Annotated in this window: 20 protein-coding genes, 1 tRNA gene and 2 rRNA genes (1 of these 23 cut by a window edge); 9 read left to right on the forward strand and 14 right to left on the reverse strand. The window is 62.2% G+C overall.

The window, feature by feature from the left end; all coding sequences use genetic code 11:
* Positions 1–344: 344 nt before the first annotated feature.
* Positions 345–1,073 carry a hypothetical protein gene (locus tag IYX23_RS05680; protein ID WP_246716512.1) on the forward strand — a complete coding sequence of 243 codons (729 nt, stop codon included), beginning with the start codon at positions 345–347 and terminating at the stop codon, positions 1,071–1,073.
* A 32-nt stretch (positions 1,074–1,105) separates the two neighbouring features.
* On the opposite strand, the gene IYX23_RS05685 is transcribed toward IYX23_RS05680, so the two are convergent.
* On the reverse strand, positions 1,106–2,212 hold the full coding sequence (locus tag IYX23_RS05685; protein WP_246716514.1) for an extracellular solute-binding protein: 1,107 nt from the start codon (positions 2,210–2,212) through the stop codon (positions 1,106–1,108).
* A gap of 556 nt (positions 2,213–2,768) precedes the next feature.
* On the opposite strand from IYX23_RS05685, the gene IYX23_RS05690 reads away from it, so the two are divergent.
* Positions 2,769–3,245, forward strand: coding sequence for a redoxin domain-containing protein (locus IYX23_RS05690; protein WP_196392152.1), 477 nt, complete (start codon positions 2,769–2,771; stop codon positions 3,243–3,245).
* 3 nt (positions 3,246–3,248) lie between these two features.
* Here the strand turns inward: IYX23_RS05690 and IYX23_RS05695 are convergent, their stop codons facing one another.
* Positions 3,249–3,662, reverse strand: coding sequence for a metallopeptidase family protein (locus IYX23_RS05695; protein WP_196392151.1), 414 nt, complete (start codon positions 3,660–3,662; stop codon positions 3,249–3,251).
* 92 nt (positions 3,663–3,754) lie between these two features.
* On the opposite strand from IYX23_RS05695, the gene IYX23_RS05700 reads away from it, so the two are divergent.
* Positions 3,755–4,048, forward strand: a complete 294-nt coding sequence (locus IYX23_RS05700; protein WP_196392150.1) for a hypothetical protein — start codon at positions 3,755–3,757, stop codon at positions 4,046–4,048.
* 256 nt (positions 4,049–4,304) lie between these two features.
* Entirely contained in the window at positions 4,305–4,589 is a 285-nt protein-coding gene (locus IYX23_RS05705) for a hypothetical protein (RefSeq protein ID WP_196392149.1), read from the forward strand.
* A gap of 63 nt (positions 4,590–4,652) precedes the next feature.
* Here IYX23_RS05705 and leuC read toward each other — a convergent pair whose 3' ends face one another.
* Positions 4,653–6,065: a 3-isopropylmalate dehydratase large subunit gene (gene leuC / locus IYX23_RS05710; protein ID WP_196392148.1), complete on the reverse strand. Its 1,413-nt coding sequence runs from the start codon at positions 6,063–6,065 to the stop codon at positions 4,653–4,655.
* Between the two features lie 268 nt (positions 6,066–6,333).
* On the opposite strand from leuC, the gene IYX23_RS05715 reads away from it, so the two are divergent.
* The gene (locus IYX23_RS05715; protein ID WP_196392147.1) at positions 6,334–7,332 is read left to right on the forward strand and encodes a small ribosomal subunit Rsm22 family protein; all 999 of its coding nucleotides are present in this window, start codon (positions 6,334–6,336) and stop codon (positions 7,330–7,332) included.
* Positions 7,332–7,745: a VOC family protein gene (locus tag IYX23_RS05720; RefSeq protein WP_018408142.1), complete on the forward strand. Its 414-nt coding sequence runs from the start codon at positions 7,332–7,334 to the stop codon at positions 7,743–7,745. Before IYX23_RS05715 ends, IYX23_RS05720 begins: the two co-directional genes overlap by 1 nt.
* Positions 7,746–7,802: 57 nt before the next feature.
* On the opposite strand, the gene rplS is transcribed toward IYX23_RS05720, so the two are convergent.
* On the reverse strand, positions 7,803–8,189 hold the full coding sequence (rplS, locus tag IYX23_RS05725) for a 50S ribosomal protein L19 (RefSeq protein ID WP_196392146.1): 387 nt from the start codon (positions 8,187–8,189) through the stop codon (positions 7,803–7,805).
* 237 nt (positions 8,190–8,426) lie between these two features.
* Between rplS and IYX23_RS05730 the strand changes: the two genes are divergently transcribed.
* Positions 8,427–8,822 carry a hypothetical protein gene (locus tag IYX23_RS05730; RefSeq protein WP_196392145.1) on the forward strand — a complete coding sequence of 132 codons (396 nt, stop codon included), beginning with the start codon at positions 8,427–8,429 and terminating at the stop codon, positions 8,820–8,822.
* A 32-nt stretch (positions 8,823–8,854) separates the two neighbouring features.
* On the opposite strand, the gene IYX23_RS05735 is transcribed toward IYX23_RS05730, so the two are convergent.
* The 4 genes from IYX23_RS05735 to gltX form a co-directional block, all read right to left on the reverse strand.
* Complete coding sequence (locus IYX23_RS05735) at positions 8,855–9,082, reverse strand: dodecin (RefSeq protein WP_196392144.1); 228 nt, start codon at positions 9,080–9,082, stop codon at positions 8,855–8,857.
* 85 nt (positions 9,083–9,167) lie between these two features.
* The gene (locus IYX23_RS05740; protein WP_196392143.1) at positions 9,168–10,676 is read right to left on the reverse strand and encodes a YcjX family protein; all 1,509 of its coding nucleotides are present in this window, start codon (positions 10,674–10,676) and stop codon (positions 9,168–9,170) included.
* Positions 10,677–10,836: 160 nt separating this feature from the next.
* A complete protein-coding gene (locus IYX23_RS05745) occupies positions 10,837–12,123 on the reverse strand; it encodes a citrate synthase (RefSeq protein ID WP_014889522.1) in 1,287 nt (428 codons plus the stop codon).
* Between the two features lie 310 nt (positions 12,124–12,433).
* Positions 12,434–13,858: a glutamate--tRNA ligase gene (gene gltX / locus IYX23_RS05750; RefSeq protein WP_196392142.1), complete on the reverse strand. Its 1,425-nt coding sequence runs from the start codon at positions 13,856–13,858 to the stop codon at positions 12,434–12,436.
* A gap of 219 nt (positions 13,859–14,077) precedes the next feature.
* On the opposite strand from gltX, the gene lexA reads away from it, so the two are divergent.
* Complete coding sequence (lexA, locus tag IYX23_RS05755) at positions 14,078–14,788, forward strand: transcriptional repressor LexA (protein ID WP_196392141.1); 711 nt, start codon at positions 14,078–14,080, stop codon at positions 14,786–14,788.
* A 112-nt stretch (positions 14,789–14,900) separates the two neighbouring features.
* Here lexA and IYX23_RS05760 read toward each other — a convergent pair whose 3' ends face one another.
* Positions 14,901–17,165 (reverse strand): ComEC/Rec2 family competence protein, encoded by a 2,265-nt coding sequence (locus IYX23_RS05760; protein ID WP_196392140.1) that lies wholly within the window; start codon positions 17,163–17,165, stop codon positions 14,901–14,903.
* Between the two features lie 211 nt (positions 17,166–17,376).
* Between IYX23_RS05760 and IYX23_RS05765 the strand changes: the two genes are divergently transcribed.
* The gene (locus tag IYX23_RS05765; RefSeq protein WP_018408133.1) at positions 17,377–17,739 is read left to right on the forward strand and encodes a DUF983 domain-containing protein; all 363 of its coding nucleotides are present in this window, start codon (positions 17,377–17,379) and stop codon (positions 17,737–17,739) included.
* 20 nt (positions 17,740–17,759) lie between these two features.
* On the opposite strand, the gene IYX23_RS05770 is transcribed toward IYX23_RS05765, so the two are convergent.
* The 5 genes from IYX23_RS05770 to IYX23_RS05790 all read right to left on the reverse strand — a co-directional run.
* Entirely contained in the window at positions 17,760–19,535 is a 1,776-nt protein-coding gene (locus IYX23_RS05770; protein WP_196392139.1) for a CocE/NonD family hydrolase, read from the reverse strand.
* 208 nt (positions 19,536–19,743) lie between these two features.
* Positions 19,744–20,238: a YetF domain-containing protein gene (locus IYX23_RS05775; RefSeq protein WP_196392138.1), complete on the reverse strand. Its 495-nt coding sequence runs from the start codon at positions 20,236–20,238 to the stop codon at positions 19,744–19,746.
* Between the two features lie 170 nt (positions 20,239–20,408).
* Positions 20,409–20,485, reverse strand: a tRNA-Met gene (locus IYX23_RS05780).
* Positions 20,486–20,591: 106 nt separating this feature from the next.
* Positions 20,592–20,707: ribosomal RNA gene (gene rrf, locus IYX23_RS05785) — 5S ribosomal RNA — on the reverse strand.
* Between the two features lie 75 nt (positions 20,708–20,782).
* Positions 20,783–22,542: ribosomal RNA gene (locus tag IYX23_RS05790) — 23S ribosomal RNA — on the reverse strand (it continues 1,062 nt past the right edge of the window).

Consider the following 22,542-nt stretch of genomic DNA (forward strand, 5'->3'; position numbering starts at 1 on the left):
CAAATGGAGCCGCCCTCGGGCTTTCAACGAGCCCCCCGCGCTTTCGTCCCCCAGGAGATGGCGGCGATAACTGTTTGCGGGATTTGGTTGTCGACAGCGAAAAAAGAAGTCCTTCGACGGCGAATTCAATCGGTTCGTGCAAGCGTCATGAGTTGCCATTTGCTGGAGCAAGACGATGTTTGCAGTATCGAGCCTGAGTTCGTCGGGCATTGAAAATCCGAGAGGGCCCGGTGATGGCCATTCTGAACAGAAAAACTCTTGAGGCGGCGCAGCTCGTGGCGGGAACCGCTCTGCTTGTGCTGATCGCCCCGTCCGCCGAACGCGGGCCAAGCGCCGCTTGGGCTTTGGAAGCGGGATATTATGAGCCGCAACAGATCGCGCGCCGTGAGCCTTCTCGCTATCGCGGTCTTCGCCGCCCATCCTCCGGGGAGAACGCCAAGGAAGAAACGCCCGAAGACGCTTCATCCACGAGCAACAGCGGGGCCCTGGCGGCGGCGCTGGCCGCCTGCGAAAAGGATTCGAATGGAACGGCAAGCTTAACGTTGCCAGGCGCCAAGGGCGCGATCAGATTGGACAGCTGCTATCGCGGGCGCGACCAATTCGTGTGTAGCCTTAATACGCTCCTGGATGAAGCCAAAAAGCTCAACAGCGAGTACGGGCACATCGTCGAGGCTAAATATCCCGGAGTCGGCAGCGTCGATGCGATTTGTCGCATCCGGCCGGACGCGCTTTCGACGGATTTGACAAAGGCGGGCACTTTCGCAGCTCGATTTAAGGACTTGAAGACCGAATACGACCGACGCATCAGCTGCGCCATGAAAATCGAGCAAAACCTGAAACAGGTGAATCTGGGCGATATGCCCCACTCGGCGGACATATTGAAGTCGATGAACGACACGCTTGAGGCTGACTTGAAGGATGTCGCCGCCACAAGACAGCAGATTTTCGAGCTCAACGAGAAAATGCTGGCCTCGCAGAAGGCCATCGTAACCATCGAAAAGCTTCGTCCAACGATGTGTCTCACGACATCGGTCCCGGCAACCGCCGAGCGCGCTGAAAAACCAGCCGACTGAGACCAGTAGACGAATGACGGCTTGGCCGCCTTTTAGAAGGTGGCTGACTTGGCAGGCTTGGAGACACGCCGGCCGAGTCCCCACATCGTGGCTCCCTTTCCTCTCGGCGTTCCTTCGCGACTGATCGTCTGTCCGGTCGTGGGCGCGCCGTCATCGAGTCGAGGCGCGATCAGACGCTTCATCATGGCGGCGTCCGGGTAAATCGACTTGTTTCTCGAGATGGTCCCATCGACCAAGGATTTCGAGGCAAGGACGCCGTTGGCCACCCCGATGAAATTCGTGTTGCGGGCCGCGATTTCAGGCTGCAGAAGGAAGTTGATGAATTTGTATGCTTCATCGACGTGTGGAGCGTCCGTCGGTATGACGAGATTGTCGAGTCGAATAGGAGCGCCCTCCCGGGGGATAAAAAAGTCGATCTCGACAAAATCTTCCACCATGCCGGCTGTGTAGCGGGCGCGCAGGCTATCCAGGGAATAGCCGACCGCGACGCAGACGTCGCCGTTGACAAGCGCATTGACATAGTCGCGCGAGTCGAGGCGTTTACTGTCGCGCCGGAGGGCGGTCAAAAGCTCGGCGGCGCGCATGCCGTCCGTGCGTCGATCCAAACCCGGCGAAAGCCGCCAATTCGACCACAGGTATTGCAGCGCGGCAGCTGACAAATCCTCAGGACTGTCCAGTATTCCCACCCCGCATGCCGACAATTTCTTCAAATTTTTCTGCTTGAACAGCAGGCCCCATGAGTCGAAGGAGAAGTCCGCCGACGGCGGGGCCGTGCCCATGAGTTCCCTGGCCTTTCCGACGTCGTAGGCGATCCCCATCGCAAACCACGCATAATTGACGGCGTGTTCGTTCCCGGGGTCATAGGTGGCGAGGCGCTCCATAATCTCTGGCCAAAGATTAACGGCGTTTGGAAGCTTGCTCTTGTCGAGCTTCTGATAAAGGCCCCTGGCGATTTGCTGTCGCAACACACCGCTCGAAACGATCACGACGTCAAAAGCGTGCTTCCCAGGCTGAAGCGTTGTTTCTAAAGTCTCATCCGAACTGTAGCTTTCGTATGTCACCTCGATGCCGGTCGTCCTGGTGAAATCCCTGAGCACACGAGGATCGACATAGTCGCCCCAGCCCAAAACGTTGACCATTCTTTCTTGGCTGATTGCTGGAAGGACGCATGAGCAGAGCGTCAACGCGACGGCGCTCAGCGCGACCCCAAGGACGCTTTTGGGACTCATCGAGGAACGCTCTAATCTCTCTCTGTCGAGAACCCCAGGGCGGGCGTCTTGCAACCAAATATCTATGCGCCGCTGCAGTCGCGGCAATGCGCAAACGGAATCTCTATCCGGTCGTCGGATGATCGCGCGGCCCAATTGTTGTTGGCAAAGTGAAGCTGAGCCGCGCGCCGACATGCGCGAAGCATGAAAGACGCTCCGCCGTCACCTCGCCATCAAGGCGACTCAGCGCATGCAGGCCAAATGCTTGACCCGAAGGACGGGGCTGACATCAACTCGCCAACCCCGAGAGACGCCGAATTGAGGAGCGCGCGCTCATGCGATCGCGCCAAATTTCACCGAAAAAAAGCCTTGCCGCGTCGGCTTTCGAACGCCAAAGCGAAATTTGGGATAGATCTGGATGACGATTGACTGACGTGATCTTCTTATCCATGCGCGAGATGCGCCCTAGGTAAAAAACGAGCCCGCAATGGAGGGATACGTGCAGGCGCCGGAACTTGCCGTTTCGCGCTGGTTCAATACGCCGACGCCGATCACGCTCGCGGCGCTCCGCGGGCGCGTGATCATGCTGCACGCCTTTCAAATGCTGTGTCCCGGTTGCGTGGCGCATGGCACGCCGCAAGCGCAGCGCGCGCATGCGCTGTTCCGCGACTCCGACCTCGCCGTCATCGGACTGCACACGGTGTTCGAACATCACGCGGCGATGACGCCCGTGTCGCTCGAAGCCTTCATCCATGAATATCGGCTGTCATTTCCGATCGGCGTCGACCAAGCGGCAGAGAGCGGGCCGATTCCGGTCACCATGGCGCGCTATGAAATGCGCGGAACGCCAACAGCGATCCTGATCGGTCGCGACGGGCGCATTCGCCATCATGGATTTGGGCAGGAGGACGACATGGCGCTCGGCGCCATCATCGGAACGCTGCTCACGGAACACGCGTCCTGAATTCTATTCGGCGCGCCGTTCGATTTCCTCCATATCGGCGTCGGTCAGTCCGAAATGATGACCGATCTCATGCACGAGCACATGGGTGACGATCGCTTCAAGCGTGTCTTCGCTATCGGCCCAATAGTCGAGTATCGGCCGTCGATAGAGCCAGATCATATTCGGCTGCTCGCCGGTCTCAGAGAGATGAGCGCCTTGCGTGAGGCCGCGCCCGCGAAAGAGACCCAGAAGATCGAATTCGCTTTCGCAGTGCATATCATCGAGCGTTTCGTCGTCGGGAAAATCCTCGACGCGAATGACGAGACCTTCGCACAGCCGCGTGAAGCTTGTCGGCAGAGCCGCATAGGCCGCGTCCGCGAGCGCTTCGATATCGGCAAGCGTCGGCGGTCTTACGCGGCTCCATTCCCGTTCAGTCATCGTCAGACTTATAGCAGCCTAAATGCCCCAACGCCCAGGAACAATCGGCGGCACGCGGTGTTAGGCAGGATCACCATGATAGGAGCTCACTCATGAATAAGCTGTTGATCGCGGCGCTTGCGCTTGGCGCGGTTGGTTTTGCGCAGTCCGCAGTGTCGGCGCCCGCCGCTTCGCACGCGCCGGGCATGATCCAGACCGCTGACGGGCTCGTGCAGAAGGCGCGTGATCGTGACTGGGGCTGGAAAGAGAATCGCGGCCTTCATCGCGGCTGGGATAATAACCGGCGTGGTTACTGGGGCCGTGACCGCTCGTGGCGCGACGACAAGTGGCGCGGCGGGCCCAAGCATGACTGGGACAATAACCGCCGCGGGCGCGACCGTGACTAACAAATAGCGTCGGGACGCTGAAGCCGTTGAGACTCAGGGCGTCCGCCAATGCGGGCGCCCGTTTGTTGCGCCAACATTGCAGCGCCGCAGAACACCGAGCATCGCGCTCCATCAACCTCCTCGGAACCCTCGATTGAGCATCCGTTTGCTGGCTGCGGATCATCGTCAGCTGGGCAACGCCGCGAAACCGCGCCGCTACGCAGGAACATTCGGCGCGGTGCAATGTTCAAGCAGGAGCATATGAGGAGGAGAACTCATGAATAGACTGCTGATCGCGGCGTTTGCGCTTGGCGCCTTCGGATTCACGCAGTCCGAAGTTTCAGCTCGCCCGCTCTCTTTCGTGCGCCTCATGCAGGCGGACCATGGTGTTATCCAGATAGCTGCTGATGACCGTGATCAGGACATGAAAGACGAGCCGGGCGACTATTGGGGCCGCGGCGGCGATCGCATGTGGCGCGACACGCGTCCCTGGAGCGACGATGAATGGCGTAGCGACCCGAATCTGGACAATAACATTCCTGACGACAACGATAACGACTGACGCTGCTTGCGCAGTTGGATTTCGCTAAAGGCGCCAGCAGCCAAGTTGCCGGCGCCTTCGTCGCTATCGCCAGCTGCGCACGTCAACCAGGCGTCCAGCGACTGCGGCTGCGGCCGCCATCGCCGGAGAGACGAGGTGGGTTCGGCCCTTGAAGCCCTGCCGTCCCTCGAAATTGCGATTGGACGTCGAGGCGCAGCGCTCGCCCGGCGCTAAACGGTCGGGATTCATCGCCAAACACATGGAGCAGCCCGGCTCCCGCCATTCGAAGCCGGCGGCGGTAAAGATCTTGTCGAGACCCTCCGCTTCGGCCTGCGCCTTTACGAGACCCGATCCCGGCACAACCAACGCATTGACGCGATCGGCGACGCTCTTTCCCTCCACCATCTTCGCCGCCGCGCGCAGATCTTCGATACGGCCGTTGGTGCAGGAGCCGATGAACACGCGGTCGATCTCGATGTCGGTGATGCGTTCGCCGCCCCTCAGACCCATATAGTCGAGCGCGCGTTCGATCGCGGCGCGCTTTTGCGGCGTGTTCGCGCTGTCGGGGGTGGGCACGAATCCGTCGATGGTCGCGACGTCTTCAGGCGAGGTGCCCCAGGTCACGATCGGCGGCAGATTGCTCGCGTCGAGCCTGACGATCTTATCGAAATGCGCGCCCTCGTCCGTGTACAGCGTCTCCCAATATTTTCGGGCCATGTCGAACGCTTCGCCCTTCGGACCTTTCGGGCGGTCCTTCAGATAGGCGAAGGTCTTCTCATCCGGCGCGACGAGCCCGGCGCGCGCGCCCCCTTCGATCGACATGTTGCAGACCGTCATGCGGCCTTCCATCGAGAGATCGCGGATCGCCTCGCCTGCATATTCGATGACGTGTCCGGTGCCGCCGGCTGTGCCGATCTTGCCGATGATCGCGAGGATGATGTCTTTCGCGGTGGCGCCGTCGGCGAGCTTGCCGTCGACCTGCACCAGCATATTGGCCGCCTTATTCTGGATCAGCGTCTGCGTTGCGAGCACATGCTCGACTTCCGACGTGCCGATGCCATGCGCCAGCGCGCCAAACGCGCCGTGAGTCGAGGTATGACTGTCGCCGCAGACGATCGTCATGCCGGGGAGAGTGAAGCCCTGCTCCGGGCCGACGATATGCACGACGCCTTGGCGCCGGTCGTGCTCGTCGTAATATTCGACGCCGAACTCGCGCGCGTTGAGCGCAAGCTGTTCCACCTGCGCCCTGCTCTCGGCGTCTTCAATCGGCAGTGAGCGATCGGTCGTCGGCACATTGTGATCGACGACGGCGAGCGTCCGTTGCGGGGCGCGCACCGACCGGCCCGTCATGCGCAAGCCTTCGAAAGCCTGCGGGCTCGTCACTTCATGCACGAGGTGGCGATCGATATAGAGCAACGACGCGCCATCATCCTTGTGGTCGACGACATGGTCGTCCCAGATCTTGTCGTAAACGGTGCGGGGCGCGGCTTTGGACATTTATCTCTTCCTCTTGCTGGCTTCTCGCGATCCGGCTCGCTGATTGATTTCCTCATCCTGAGGAGCGGCCGCAGGCCGCGTCTCGAAGGAAAAGGAAATCACGGGCGGCGCCCTCGTGCTTGGAGACGGCTCTCCGCTCTTCCTCAGCATGAGGCCGACTGCGATCGGCCTCTCTTAATTCGTCTCCCTTGAATTGAGGCTCTTCTACCCGTAACGCAAGCTGCATGGAAGAGAGTTCAAGACGCAGCCCTCCCCGAGCCTATAAGCGATGAGCCTGCCCTCGCCAGAGCTTCCTGCGCCGCTTTCGGCGGCCATCGAGGCGAGGCTTGAGGGCCGCGCACAAGGGATGCTGCGCGACAGGGCCCGCCTGCTGTCGGAACGTTATCGAGCCCATAGGCCGACCAGCGAAACGATCCGCGACGAGACGGACGCCCTGGCCTATGCGGCGACGCGCATGCCCGCGACCTACGCCGCCATCGTGACGGCGCTTGGACGGCTGGACGAGCAGAGCCCCGAATTCGCCCCGCAGCGGATGCTTGACGTCGGGTGCGGCCTTGGCGCGGCCTCCTGCGCCGCTGCGACCGTGTGGCCAAACATCGCCGAGATCACGCTCCTTGACCGCAGCGCGCTGTTCCTGAACCTCGCGGCGGCGCTGGCGCAGGAGAGTGGACTTCGCGCGACCATCGAGGCGATGGACGCCGACATGGCCGCTTTGCCGGCGGGCGAAGACGCCTCGTTCGATCTCGTCGTGGTCGGCTACGCGCTTACTGAAATCGCCGAAGCCAACCTCGCCGCCGTCGTCGATCAGCTTTGGTCGCGCACAAGCGGCGCGCTCGTCATCGTCGAGCCGGGCACGCCTCGCGATCATGCCCGGCTCATGATCGTCCGCAACCGGCTGCTCGCGCTCGGCGCGAATATTCTCGCGCCCTGTCCGCACCAAGCGCCCTGCCCTTTGCCGGCTAATGACTGGTGCCATTTCTCGGTCCGACTGCCCCGGCGGCGCGCGCACAAATTGGTCAAAGGCGCCGACGCGCCCTTCGAGGACGAGAAGTTCGCCTATCTTGTGGCGGGACGGTCCGCTGGAACGCCGCCCTGGGCGCGCGTGATCGCCCCGCCCCGCGTCAGCAAGGCGGGAATTTCCCTTAGGCTCTGCGCCGATAAAGCATTCGCAGAGACATTCATTCCCAAGCGCGACAGGGCGCGCTACGAAAAGATCAGGAAAAAAGACTGGGGCGATCCGCTGCATGCCCCGGCGGAGGAAATTTGATGAAACAGCCACGTCCGAGGGTTGCGCCCTATCTGACCGTCAGCCCCGCCGCCGCAGCCATCGCTTTTTACACCGGCGCCTTCGGCGCCCAGCAGCGGGCCCTCATGCCGTCGGTCGACGGGCTGCGCATCGCCCACTGCGAATTGCTGATCAACGGCGGCTCGGTGATGCTCGCCGACATCTTTCCCGAATTTGGCCAGACCCGCGTGCCGCTGCCCGGCGAGCACGTGACCGTCTCCATCAGCCTCGAATACGACAAGGCGCAGGACGTCGACGACATCTGCGCGCGCGCCACCAAGCTCGGCGGCAAGGTCGAGACGGCCCCGACCAATTCTTTCTGGGGGACGCGCTATGCTTCCTTGCGCGACCCATTCGGCCACCGCTGGATTCTGAACGCGCCGCTGGAGACCTAAAAAAAAGCCGCCCGAAACCGGGCGGCTGCGGACGGCGGCATTCTCCGAGAACTCTCGTTATTTGCCTGCGGTCGCCTTCGGCTTGGTGTCGATGCGCTCGGCGATGCGGGCGGACTTGCCGCGGCGGTCGCGCAAATAATAGAGCTTGGCGCGGCGCACCTTGCCGCGGCGCACGAGCTTGACCGAGTCGATCAGCGGCCCATGGATCGGGAAGACGCGCTCGACGCCCTCGCCATAGGAAATCTTGCGGACGGTGAAGCTCTCGTTCAGCCCGCCGCCCTGGCGGGAGATCACGACGCCTTCATAGGCCTGAATGCGCGCGCGCTCGCCTTCCTTCACCTTGACGTTGACGATCACCGTATCTCCCGGCCGAAATTCCGGGATTTTCTTGCCCTCGATAAGCTTGGCGGCGTGTTCCGCCTCGAGCTGCTCGATAATGTTCATAACGAAAACTCCTGCCGTTTCGTCTTAGCCTTGTGGCCGACGAGCGTTTCGGAACGCTGTTCTAGTTGAGTCCCGGTCCATAACTGAAAGGCGGCGCTTTGTCGAGCCGCCGGGGGTCGCTGGAAATCGTCAAGCTTCGGCAATTGCGCGGAGGAGCGATCGTCACAGACATTCCCTCAAGTGGCCTGATATACTGGCCCCGGGGAGCTGGCGTTTCGGACGAGGGAGAGACGCGACATGACCCAGCAGGAAGAGCGGCGCAGCGAAAGCGCGCAGCCCGCCGAAGCGGCGGCGGAAGTTGCTGCGGAGGGACGGCGGCGGCTGGAAGATTTCAGCGAAGCGCGCACCGAGATCTGGGACTGTCTGCAGGACGCCAACCGCGTCTTGATGGAGCGCATGCAGCAGGAAGCGGCCTTGACGGCGGAGCTTGCCTCAAAGCTCACGGCGTCGCGCTCGTTCTCGGAGACCGCGTCGGTTCTTCAGAATTGGACCAGCAAACATATCGAGATGACGACGGAGGACACGCGCCGCCTGTTCTCCGACGCGCAGCAAATGCTCAATGCAAGCACGCGCTTCTGGTCGAACTCAGCGCAGCCCCCGAGCCCCGAAACCGCCGGACGGTTCATGTCCTGACGAGGCAGAGCGGAAGCCCTCGCGGCTTCCGCTTATCCCATGCTCTCGTCCTCGCGATCGAGCGTGAACCCGACCTTCAGCACGACCTGATAATCGCTGACGGCGCCCTTATCGATATTGCCGCGAATCTGGACGACTTCGAACCAACGCAAGTTGCGCAAGGTTTCGCCGGCGCGCTTGAGCGCTGCGGCCACAGCGTCCTCGACGCTGTCCGGCGATGAGCCGACAAGTTCGACGACCTTATAGACATGACCTTCCATATGAAGCTCCTCACTTTGCGCTTTCGCGAGCCACGCAAATCGCTTGCCTGCAATAGGTAGCGCGGCTTCGCCGCCGACAGCGGCGTTACTTCAATCGATCGCCGAAAAGAAACTCCATCGCGCGATCGAGCCTGATATGCGGCAATGGCAGCGGCTTCTGGTCGGCGCCCAGCGCCGCGGCCGGCGGCCTGAATTTGAGAAAGCGGAAGTCAGCCTCTTCATCGGAAACGGCCAGCGCCTCGCCTTTAAACACGTCGCGCGGATCCGCCGGCAACTCGCCGGGGAAAATGGCGCCTTCCGCCACGCCGTCGAAAGTCTCGTGGCCAATGCGCTCCCCAGCAACAGGCGTGCCGACAATAGCCGAGAGCTTATCGCCCTCATGCCGCACCATCGCTTCGCGGGTGGCGCGAACGGCGGCGAGCGCGATCACGTCGATCGAGGCGCCCACGCCCTCCGCGCGCTCGATGGCGCGGGCGGTCAGGTGACGCAGGATCGCTTCGAGCCGGTCATGGCTCGTGTGATGCAGATGGTCGGCCTTTGTGGCCGCGAAGAGAATGCGGTCGATCTTCGGCCGAAAGATCGTGGAGAACAGATTGGCGCGGCCCGTGCGAAAAGCCGTGAGGACGCCGGTCAGCGCCGTCTCCAGGTCGCGCACCGCCTCAGGGCCGGAATTCAGCGCCGCAAGCGCGTCGACGAGCACGATCTGACGATCGAGCCGGGCGAAATGATCCCGAAAGAACGGCCGCACGACCTGCGACTTGTACGCCTCGTATCGTCGTTCCATTTCGCGCCCAAGGCTGCGATAGGGCAACTCCTCGCCCTCCGACACGGGAAGCGGCGCGAATGTCAGCGCCGGCGACCCTTCGAGATCGCCCGGCATCAGAAACCGACCTGGCGGCAGGCTCGACAGCGCGAAACGCTCGGAGCGCGCCAGACGCAGATATTGGGTGAAGGTCTGCGCCAGCTTCTGCGCGGTTTCTTCGTCGTAGCGCGCTTTGACGTCCGTCTGCGCGGTGAGGCCCCGCCACTCGCTGGCGATCATCGCCCGCGCGGAAGCGCTCGCGGCGTCGAGCGTCTCCTGAGACCATTGCGCGTAGGATTTGCCAAGGAGCGGCAGATCGAGCAGCCATTCGCCAGGATAATCGACAATGTCGATGTCGAGACGCGTCGGGCCCTGGCCGAAGCCTTTGCGCAGCGACCAGCCCTTCGAGCGATATTCCAGCGTCACCCGCAGTTCGGAAATCCGCCGCGTCGATTGCGGCCAGTGCCGGTCCAGCCCGGTGAGCGCCGCGAGATGCTCCTCGTAAGCGAAGCGCGGGACGCTGTAATCTGGCTGCGGATCGAGATGCGCCGAGGTGATGCGACCTTCGGCCAGCGCGCGAAACACCGGGAGCTGGGTCTTGCTCTCGCCGCCTTTTTCCGGGCGCGCCGATATCGCCCGCGTCAAATGGTGCACGAGCGCGGTGATGAAGACCGTCTTGCCGGCGCGCGACAGGCCGGTGACGCCAAGCCGGAGGCGGCCGCCGGCGAGAAAGTCGGCGACGCTCTCGGTGGCGATGCGCGTTTCGAACAGCAGATCGGATAATTGCGACAAGGGCGCTCCGGGTCCGCCGACCTATAGCATCACGTCGCGTCCCATCAAGAGACGCTGGTGAGAACATGTCGCGCCGCAAACCAAGGTGAAGACTGTTCAGGACGATTCTACGCCAGATGGGAATGAAGCCGATGCGCCGACCGGAGCCCGGCGCGCATCATCATCGCTTCGACATCGGCACGTAATCGCGCTGCTTCTCGCCCGTATAGAGCTGGCGCGGACGACCGATGCGCGAACCCTGATCCTCGATCATCTCCTTCCACTGGGCGATCCAGCCGACGGTGCGCGCGACCGCGAACAACACGGTGAACATCGCCGTCGGGAAATTCATCGCCTTGAGCGTGATGCCAGAATAGAAGTCGATGTTGGGATAGAGTTGTTTCTCGATGAAATAGTCGTCGTGCAGCGCGATGCGCTCGAGCTCCAGCGCGACGTCGAGGAGATCGTCCTTGACGCCCAGTTCGTTCAACACTTCGCGCGTCGTGCGCTGCATGATCTTGGCGCGCGGATCATAGTTCTTATAGACGCGGTGGCCGAAGCCCATGAGACGGAACGGATCGTTCTTGTCCTTGGCGCGCGCGATGAACTGCGGGATGCGGTCCGGCGTGCCGATTTCGGCGAGCATTTTCAGCACCGCTTCGTTGGCGCCGCCATGCGCCGGCCCCCAGAGCGAGGCGATGCCCGCCGCGATGCAGGCGAAAGGATTCGCCCCCGACGAGCCGGACAGTCGAACGGTCGAAGTCGACGCATTCTGTTCGTGATCGGCGTGCAGGATGAAGATGCGGTCGAGCGCGCGCGACAGCACGGGATTGACTTTATATTCCTCGCAGGGAACCGCGAAGCACATGCGCAGGAAATTCGACGTGTAGTCGAGATCGTTCTTTGGATAAACGAATGGCTGGCCGATCGAATATTTATAGGCCATCGCCGCGAGCGTCGGGATCTTCGCGATCATGCGCGTCGAAGCCACCATGCGCTGGGTGGGATCGGCGATGTTCGTCGAGTCGTGATAGAAGGCCGAGAGCGCGCCCACGGAGGCGACCATCACCGCCATCGGATGCGCGTCACGGCGGAACCCCTGGAAGAATCGCGCCATCTGCTCATGCACCATTGTGTGGCGCGTGATCCGATAATCGAAATTCGCCTTCTCGGCGGCGGAGGGCAATTCTCCATAGAGCAGCAGGTAGCAGGTTTCGAGAAAGTCGCCATGCTCGGCGAGCTGTTGAATCGGATAGCCGCGATAAAGCAGAACGCCGGCTTCGCCGTCGATAAAGGTGATCTTCGATTCGCATGACGCGGTCGCGGTGAATCCCGGATCGAAGGTGAACATGCCGGTTTCGGCGTAGAGATTGCGGATGTCCGCAACGGATGGCCCCAGCGTGCCATCCTTGATCGGCAAATCGACCGATCCGTCGCCGACAGTGAAGATAGCATTCTTCTCCGGCATACCCGTTCCCCTCTCAACCGCTCCCGCGCTCGCAACGAGCCGGATCGCGGCGCGACGCGCGCGAAAGCTATGCATGAATTGCGTCGCATTCGCGATGTCGTCGCTTTCACGCGCACGCCGATGCGTTGCATTCGGTTTGTTGTGCGGTGCAAAAAGCTATATCAACCGCAAGGGCTGTCAAGCGCGCGTCACGCGTTTCGCGCACGCCTCGCGAATAAGGGCGATGTGTTTCGCACTGGCGCGGAAAACGGCGCGGCGCCGAAAATCGCGTCAGCGATTTTTACGCGCGCCAACGCCGCGGCGATACGGGTTACGCCATAGCCGCCTGATCGGAAATTCGAGCAAGACTTTCCTCGCGCCCCAAAATTTCCAGCACGTCGAAAATGCCGGGCGAGGTCGCGCGGCCGGTGAGCGCGGCGCGCAAAGGCTGTGCGAGATCGCCGAGTTTGACGCCAAGCGCTGTCGCGAGATCGCGCACGACCGCTTCCGTCGTTGCAGCCGTCCAATTCGGAAGCGCTGCAAGTTTCTCGACAAGCTTCGCAAGCCGCGCGCGCGCTTCCGCCGAAAGCAGCTGCGCCGCCTTTGCATCGAGCGACAGCGGACGCTGCGCGAAAAGAAACCCTGCGCCGTCAAGAAGTTCGTTCAAGGTCTTCGCGCGCGCCTTCAATCCCGGCAAGGCGGCGCGCAACTGCGCACGCGTTCCGTCGTCGAGCGCCTGGGCGATGGCGCCGCCGCCTTCGAGATAGGGAAGCGTCGCGACGAGCAAGTCCAACAGCTCGTCATCATCGCTATCGCGCAGATAATGGCCGTTCATATTTTCGAGCTTGGCGAAATCGAATCGCGCCGGCGAGCGATGCACCTGCGCGAGATCGAACGACTCGACCATCTCCGGCGTCGTGAAGAACTCCTTGTCGCCCTGCGACCACCCCAAGCGAACGAGATAGTTGCGCAGCGCGGCCGGCAGGTAGCCCATCGCGCGGTAGGCGTCGACGCCGAGCGCGCCGTGGCGCTTCGAAAGCTTGGCGCCGTCCGGTCCGTGAATCAGCGGAATATGCGCGAAGGCCGGGAGCGTCCAACCCATCGCCTGATAGATGTGCGTCTGTCGCGCTGCATTGGTGAGATGATCGTCGCCGCGAATGATCTGCGTGACGCCCATGTCGTGATCGTCGACGACGACCGCAAGCATGTAGGTTGGCGCGCCGTCCGAGCGCAGCAGAATGAAATCGTCAAGGTCCTTGTTCTGGAAGACGACGCGTCCCTGCACGGCGTCATCGACGATCGTCTCGCCGTCCTGGGGCGCCTTGATGCGCACGACATAGGGCGCGCCGGCGGGCGCCTCGGAGGGATCGCGGTCGCGCCAGCGGCCGTCGTAGCGCCAGGGGCGCTTTTCCGCCTTAGCCTTCTCGCGCATCTCCTCGAGCTCCTGCGCCGTGGCGTAGCAGCGATAGGCGTGTCCCTGCGCCAGCAGCTCTTCGGCGACTTCCGCATGGCGCGCGGCGCGCGCGGACTGGTAGACGATGTCGCCATCCCATTCGAGGCCGAGCCACTGCAGGCCATCGATGATGGCGCCGATCGCCGCTTGCGTGGAGCGCTCGCGGTCGGTGTCTTCGATGCGCAGCATCATCCGGCCGCCGTGCTTCTTGGCGTAAAGCCAGTTGAACAGCGCCGTACGCGCCCCGCCGATGTGCAGAAAGCCGGTGGGCGACGGAGCGAAGCGGGTGACGACCTGAGACATGAGCGACGCGAATTCCTTGGCTTTGGGTCGGCCCGTCTAGCACGGGACACGCGAGGCGAACATAGTTCGTCACGATGATGGTTTAACCAAAGCGTGAACATAGGCCTTGCGGAACGCAGTAAGAACCGATATCGTTCTGTTCATGATTTGTTTAGGTTATCGAGCCAAAAGCGGCGGCTCAGCCAAAATCAACGATTCGGCTTGCGGGGCGGTGCGGCGATGCTGACCAAAAAACAAAACGATTTATTGCGCTTCATCCATGAACGTCTGAAGGAGTCGGGCGTGCCGCCATCCTTCGACGAGATGAAGGACGCGCTCGACCTGCGGTCGAAGTCGGGGATTCATCGGCTGATTCTCGCGCTCGAGGAACGCGGCTTCATCCGCCGCCTGCCCAATCGCGCCCGCGCGCTCGAAGTTCTGCGTCTGCCCGAATCGGCCACGCCGCGCACCGCCGGCGGGCGCAACGGCAAGTTCTCGCCGTCCGTCATCGAGGGGAATCTCGGACGCGTCCGGCCGCTCAGCGAACGTTTCGAGGACGAAAGCGACCATCAGGTCGCCATTCCGGTCATGGGACGCATCGCCGCCGGCACGCCGATCTCCGCCATCCAGAATCGCAGCCACACCATCAGCCTGCCGCCCGACCTGCTCACGAGCGGCGAGCACTTCGCGCTCGAAGTGCGCGGCGATTCGATGATCGAAGCCGGAATTCTCGACGGCGATACGGTCGTCATCCGCAAGCAGGACAGCGCCGACACCGGCGACATCGTCGTGGCGCTGATCGACGACGAGGAAGCGACGCTGAAGCGCCTGCGCAAGCGCGGCGCCTCGATCGCGCTCGAAGCCGCCAACCCCGCCTATGAGACGCGCATCTTCGGCCCCGATCGCGTGCGCATTCAGGGCAGGCTCGTCAGCCTTCTGCGGAAATACTAGCTTCGGGGCAATGCCGTATTGCGAGCGAAGCGAAGCAATCCAGAATCGTGAGGCGGCCCCCTGGATTGCTTCGTCGTCATGCTCCTCGCAATGACGAACAAAATCGCTGGCCCTACTCCAGCGGCTCCATCGCGCGCGCATCTTCCGCGCTGCGCTCTTCATCGCTCAGCGGCGCGGTAAATCCGGATGCGCGGCGATTGCGGGGCGCCGGCGACCAGGGCCGATCCTCGTCGATCGCGCGTGCGGTCGTCCATTCGACGTCCTCCGCCTTGAACCGCAAAGCCACTGCCCCTGTTTCGGACAGTCTGTGGCGATCGATCACGATCGGCGCCGCACAGCCCAATGGCGCATAGAGCGGCGTCACGATGACGGCGGCGCGCGCGCAATCTTCGAAGAAGCCTCCGCGCCCGGAGACGAGCGCGACAAAGCGGCCATTGGCGGCCTTCGCCACGCACCCCGTGTCGTCGCAGGCGACGCCGCTCCTGGCGTCCGCGGACGGGCGCGCGTCTCCGTCCGCCCGCAGCCATTGTTCCGCGGCGAAAGCGCTCGGCTTTTGCCCCAAGACGGCGAGCTGTCCGGACGGCAGGCGCAGCGCCGCCGATTCTCCGGTCGCCGGCACGGCCAGATCGAAGGGCGCGCCGCTCCTCGCGCCCATCATTCCGATCAAGGCGAAAGGAACGGCGAGCCCGCGCCACGCCCAAGTTCGCCAGAGCACCAGCGACAAGACCGCAAGCGAAAGGAACAGGATCGCCCAGGGCGCAAAGGCTTTGACCGGCAGACTCGCGCCGGGGGCGCTCGCGATCAGCCCGGCGAGATAGGTCACGAGGTCGATGCCCAGCTTGAGATAGCGCCAGATGAAGCCGTCGAGGCCCAAGGGGTAAAGCGCGGCGCCGATGAGCGCGCAGGGAACGGCGAAAAATTCGATGATCGCCAGCGTCAGCGGATTGCCGATCAGCACATAGGGGCTCAGCTCGTGAAAATCATTCGCCATGAATGAAGCGGTCGCCGAGGTCGCGCACAGCGTTGCGAAGATCGCCGCCCCGGGTCCATGCAGCAGGCGCTCGGCGACGCTTTCACGAAACGCTCCCCATCGCCCTCGCGGCGCGCGATCGTCGCTGCGGCGCTTCGCGAGATATTCGCCGCGCCATTCGTACACCGCGATTATGGCCGCCACCGCCGCGAAAGAGAGCTGAAAGCTTGCGCCGAGCAACGCCTCCGGCTCGAAGGCGATGATGAAGAGCGCGGCAAGCGCCAGATTGCGCATCGACAGCGATGGTCGATCGAAGAGAACCGCCGCGAGCATGATGAGAGTCATCACGAGCGCGCGCTCGGTGCCGACGCGAGAGCCCGTGCCGATGTCGTAGAGAATGGCGCCGAGCATCGCGAGCGCCGCCGCCCATTTCTTGATCGGATAATTCAGCGCGAGCGTTTGCGACATCGCCAACAGGCGCCGAAACCCGACGAAGAAGATGCCGGCGACGAGCGTCATCTGAACGCCGGAAATGGTGATGATGTGAAATATGCCCGCTCGGCGAATGAGATTCTTGGCGTCTTCGGACAGCAAGTCGCGCTTGCCGGTCACCATGGCGGCGGCGATCGCGCCGGCGTCGCCTTCGATGATTCGATAGACGCGCATCGCCAAGGCGTTACGCATATGGTCGACGTGCGCGAAAAAACGCAGCGAGAGTGGCGCCGGTTCGGGCGGCGACATGGTCTCGATTCGCCCAAGCGCGTTGCCGACCGCGCCGATGCGCGCAAAAAATGCGTCCCGCGCGAAATCATAGCCGCCGGGGAGCGCCGCCCGCGCCGGCGGCATCAGCCGCGCCTTGAAGGCGATGAAGTCGCCCGCTGAAAAATTCGGCTCGCCGCGCGTCGTCAGTCGCACGCGGGAGGGAACGATGTCATCCGGAAAGCCTTCGGCGCTTGCGACGCGCAGGATAAAGCGCGCGCCGGCCCGGCGTAGATCCACTTCCTCGACGAAGCCGGTCAGCTCACCGATGCCAACGCGTGGAACGATCGGCGCCGCGACGCGCGCCGTCCGCCAGGCGCCCGACGCAAAGCCGAGGGCGATGAAAGCGAGCGTCAGGAAAAGCGCATGGGCCCGCGCATGGCGGCGCGTAAGCGCGGCCAAGACCGCAAAAGCGGCAAGCGCGCAAAGGCAAAGCGCCAGCGAAGGTTCACGCTCGGCCGAGAAATAGAGCACGACGCCGCCGCCTGACGCGACGACCAGCCAGAGAAACGGACGGCGTAGCGCCCGCTCCTGCTCCAGCGCCGTGCGCAAGGCCTCGGCCAATCCTCGTGCACGCAGCGGAAAGACGCGCGATGAAAGATCGCGGCCGCGCTCCTCCCGTTCAGCGGTGCGTGAAATGTCGTTCAAGAATGACCGGCCCCGCACAAATACGGAAAGAGCCTAGCGCCGACCGCGTCCCTTGTCTTGCGCCGTCCCTAAACCACCGCTCCCATTCCCGGTTGCCTGCGGCGCCATAAAAACCTATCCCCTTAAATCAGAAGCGAGATCCACGCTTGGGATGGACTTGCAATGCGATCAGCGCGCAGCGGCGCGGGATCGCCGTCATTCGGTTTGGTCAATGAACAGCGATCCATCGCCGGGCAGATCCTTGTTTCGCGGACTGACGCGAAAATGCCCAAACTGCGGCGAGGGCAAGCTGTTCGCGAGCTACCTCAAGCCGCGCGAATCTTGCGCGCATTGCCGGGAAAGCTTTGCGGGCCTCGATGCGGATGATGGCCCAGCGTGGCTGACCGTCGGCGCCGTGACGATTACAGTCGTGCCGCTTCTCTTCATATTGGAGAGCAGCGGACGTTACTCCTACGCTGTCGAGATGCTGATCGTTGTGCCGCTGACGATCGCGCTCGTGTTGCTCTTGCTCCCGCTTACGAAGGGATTTTTCATCTCGGCGCTCTGGCTGCTGTCGAGGAAGCCGAATTCATAGATTCGCGTTGTTACAGGCTCTCACGCCGCCGGCGCCTCGGACACGGTAAGATAAGTATCCGGCCCGTAATGCAATGTGTTGCGCGCGAAATAGGGCGGCCCCGGCATGTCGAAATGCACATAGCCGTGGCTGACGTCGCTCCGCAGCAGATCGAGGCGGCTCGCCACGTCGAGTCGCAACCGGTCGCCGGGCTGAAGTCGGGTCGGTCCAGGCGTAAGGCTGAAGGAGAGCGTCACCGGCCTACCCGGCTCTAAGGGCTCGCGCACGGATGTGTCATGCACGATCTCACAGGTCGTATCGCGCGCCGGGTCGCGCCGCCGCCGCGCCGGACTCATGGCTCCGAGCGAGAGAAGGCTGTAGGCGCCGTCCTTGGCGACGCGGCCGAGCCGCGCCACGAGATGGGAGTCGATCTCATTCGAGCTGAAGACGAGATCTAGCGATACGGGGCCGGCGAGCGTCATCGGCCGCGCCGCGGTCAGTTCGAATGTGAGCGTCTGATTCGCCACTTCATCGAACCCGCCGAGCACCGGCAGGCCCAGTGGAACGGCGGCCCAGCGGTTCGCGCCTTCTCCAGGCGTCTCCGCCAGTTTGTGACGCGCCGCGTCCGCGCCGCCCGAGGCGAGATAGAAGCGCCGCTGCGCCGTTCCTGGCGCCGGAAAGTCGGCGGCGCCGACGTACCGCGCCTCGCCTTCAAGCCAGTAGCGCACGGCCGGCTGGCTGGCGTAGCCATTGTCCACGCCGTAGAAAATGTGATCGAAGAAGGCGAGCGCTTCCAATTGCCAGGCATAGACCGGAAGCTCGTAGCGCGGCGGCGCGAGGATCATCCATTTGCGGTCAGCCGGCGTCGCGGCGTTCTGGAACAGATCATAGGTCCCGAACTGGTGCAGGTTGAAATAGCCGAGATTCTGCACCACGACGAAAGGGATCTCGATCTTGCCGAGATCTCCCGAAGGGCCGGACTGGAGCAGGCAAGTCTCTCGCGATTTTCCGTCGAGCATCCAGTTCGCGTACCATTCGCGCACCGGCTCGACCGGCGTTTTCGCCATGAAGGCGCGGTAGATGGCGTCGATCCGCTTCATCAGCAGAGGTCGCCACAACCGCTGGAGCGGCGAGTTGAAGATATGGCTGAGGAGCGCCCGGAGGACCGGCGGCGCACGCAGACCATACATCGCCGGCGTGAAGTTGGCGCCCATCCAGAGATTGCAGAAATAGAGGTTGAAGACGCCGCCGAACTGCACGAGATGCCGGAAATAATCCGTGCAGATCTCGTTGCAGAAAAAGGCCTTCAGCGCCGGCGGGCGGCGTATGGCGACGAGAGGCTGCGTCATGCCGTAGTAAGACGTTCCGAACAGCGCCACACGCCCGTCGCACCAGGGCTGGGCGGCGGCCCAGGCGATCGCCTGTTCATGGTCGTCGACGTCCTCGGGAGACAGGAAGACATTTTGCCTCCCGCCTGAGCGGCCCATGCCCCTGCGCTCCACCACCACCTGGACATAGCCGCGGGCGGTGACGACGGGCGGAGAACCGATCTCATTGCTGCCGGTAGGCGCCCCGGCGGTGTGCAGCTCGCGCGTATAGGCGGCGAACTGGACGATCGCGGGATAACGCCCCGGAGCCCGCGGCGTATACACATCGGCCGACAGGGTGACGCCGCCGGCCGCCTCTATGCGCTGATCGGCGAGAAGGCGACAGCCGAGCCCCTCGGCTGCGGCGCGCGTCGGCCGCCAGCCCGCGAGTTGTTCGTGCGTCAGTTCCGGCGCCTTGATGGGAATGAGATTGTCGAGCCACTCCGCCATGACGCCTTCTTTTTAATTGCGAGCGTGTCGCCGATGCACAGCGGAAAACGCGCGACAAAGAACGCGCCGCCGTCTTCATCAGCAGTTTGGAAGCTTGCGCCCGCGATTCGAAGCATTCGCTGTATCGCTCAGGACGCGCAGGCCGCAAGGGAAACGCTAAAACAGAAATGCTATTTGCGCTCGGCGATTCCGCTCACATCAAATCCGCTCACATCCCGCAGCGTGTCGAGCCCCCCGCCTTGTCCTGCACGACGCTGAGACTGCCGTCGGTTTCGAGCACGACCGCTTTCACGCGATCGAGATCGGCGACGCCCTGGCTGCGCATCGCCGCGAGCGTTTCCTTTTCGGTGACGCGCTCGCGCCGTAACGCCTCCGGAAGAAAGCTACCTTCGAAATAAAGCAGCGCCGGCTCCGATTTCACCAGATTGGCGAATGTTTGCGAGCGCACCGAAGTGAAGGTCACGACATATTGCAGCGCGCACAGCAGCGCCAAAGCGAGCGCGCATTCGACAAGCGACACCTGATTGTTGAGGATGGCTGCCGACAGGGTTGAACCGAGCGCCACCGTGACGATCAGATCAAATGCATTCATTTTTGAAAGCGTGCGCTTGCCCGTGAATCTGAGCATGACGATCAACGTAATATAAGCGAGGACGCCGATCACGGCGATGCGCTCGAGGTCATAAAGGCTATGAAAGAACATGGAGAATCTCACCCGGCAGGCCCCTGCGCCTAACCGCTGGGACGCCCATTCGTTCCCTGATTCCGAGGCGTTCTGCGGCGACGGATCCGCGACGCGGATGGCGGGAAAAAGCCCACCGGCGCAAAAAAGAAAAACCCCGGCTGCAAGAGCCGGGGTTTCACGAATTGGATTGGTTGCGGGGGCCAGATTTGAACTGACGACCTTCAGGTTATGAGCCTGACGAGCTACCGGGCTGCTCCACCCCGCGCCAAGAGAAATGCGCTCACAGAAACGCGCGAAGACAAAAAAGCAGCGCGGCGAAAGCAGCACTGCTGAGAAGGCAATCGATAAAGAGGATTTGATGTGCTTCGCAGGCCTGGCGACGACCTACTCTCCCAGGTCTTGAGACATAGTACCATTGGCGCAGAAGCGTTTGACGGCCGAGTTCGGGATGGGATCGGGTCTGATCGCTCCGCCGAAGGCCACCAGGCCGGCGAAACACATCTTCGAAGCAAATGAGGTCTTTCTATTCGCGCCACACGAGTATGGGCGTCGATAAATGAGAGCGATCAAGCCAATCGAGCTATTAGTACCGGTAAGCTCCATGCGTTGCCGCACTTCCACACCCGGCCTATCAACGTGGTCGTCTTCCACGGCTCTCAAGGGAGAACTCGTTTTGAGGTGGGTTTCCCGCTTAGATGCATTCAGCGGTTATCCCGTCCATACATAGCTACCCTGCACTGCGGCTGGCGCCACAACAGGTCCACCAGAGGTATGTTCATCCCGGTCCTCTCGTACTAGGGACAAATCCTCTCAATTCTCCTACACCCACGGCAGATAGGGACCGAACTGTCTCACGACGTTCTGAACCCAGCTCACGTACCACTTTAATCGGCGAACAGCCGAACCCTTGGGACCTTCTCCAGCCCCAGGATGTGATGAGCCGACATCGAGGTGCCAAACAACCCCGTCGATATGGACTCTTGGGGGTTATCAGCCTGTTATCCCCGGCGTACCTTTTATCCGTTGAGCGATGGCCCTTCCACGAGGGACCACCGGATCACTATGACCGACTTTCGTCTCTGCTCGACTTGTCTGTCTCGCAGTCAGGCAGGCTTATGCCATTGCACTCGACGACCGATTTCCGACCGGTCTGAGCCCACCATCGCGCGCCTCCGTTACTCTTTGGGAGGCGACCGCCCCAGTCAAACTGCCTACCATGCATTGTCCCGGCGCCGGATGACGGCGCGCGGTTAGACATCCATGACGATAAGGGTGGTATTTCAAGGGTGGCTCCACACGAGCTGGCGCCCATGCTTCAAAGCCTACCACCTATCCTACACATGCCGACACGAATGCCAATGCAAAGTTACAGTAAAGGTGCACGGGGTCTTTCCGTCTGACCGCAGGAACCCCGCATCTTCACGGGGAATTCAATTTCACTGAGCTGACGTTGGAGACAGCGGGGAAGTCATTACGCCATTCGTGCAGGTCGGAACTTACCCGACAAGGAATTTCGCTACCTTAGGACCGTTATATTTACGGCCGCCGTTTACCGGGGCTTCAATTCAGAGCTTGCACTCCTCCTCTTAACCTTCCGGCACCGGGCAGGCGTCAGACCCTATACGTCATCTTGCGATTTCGCAGAGCCCTGTGTTTTTGTTAAACAGTTGCCACCCCCTGGTCTGTGCCCCTCCCGCCCGCTTGCGCGAACGGAAGGCCTCCTTATCCCGAAGTTACGGAGGTAGATTGCCGAGTTCCTTCAACGTCATTCTCTCAAGCGCCTTGGTATACTCTACCTGTCCACCTGTGTCGGTTTCGGGTACGGTCTCATGCAGGGGCTATTTCCTGGCGCCGCTAGGCTGCCCGAGAAATCCAGTAATCTCGAACAGCTTCCGCAACGCGTCACCACCTGCTGGCCCACGAATATTAACGTGGTTCCCATCGACTACGCCTTTCGGCCTCGCCTTAGGGGCCGGCTAACCCTGCGAAGATTAACTTTACGCAGGAACCCTTGGACTTTCGGCGACACTGTCTTTCACAGTGTTTGTCGTTACTCATGTCAGCATTCGCACTTCCGATACCTCCAGGACGCCTCACGGCTATCCCTTCGACGGATTACGGAACGCTCCGCTACCGCTTGCCCTTGCGGGCAAACCCAAAGCTTCGGCTCGTGGCTTGAGCCCCGTTACATCTTCGGCGCGAGAACCCTTATTTAGACCAGTGAGCTGTTACGCTTTCTTTAAAGGATGGCTGCTTCTAAGCCAACCTCCTGGTTGTTTTGGGATTCTTACATCCTTTCCCACTTAGCCACGAATTAGGGGC

Origin of the sequence: Methylocystis sp. L43 (genome assembly GCF_015709525.1) — a bacterium.
Lineage (GTDB): Bacteria > Pseudomonadota > Alphaproteobacteria > Rhizobiales > Beijerinckiaceae > Methylocystis.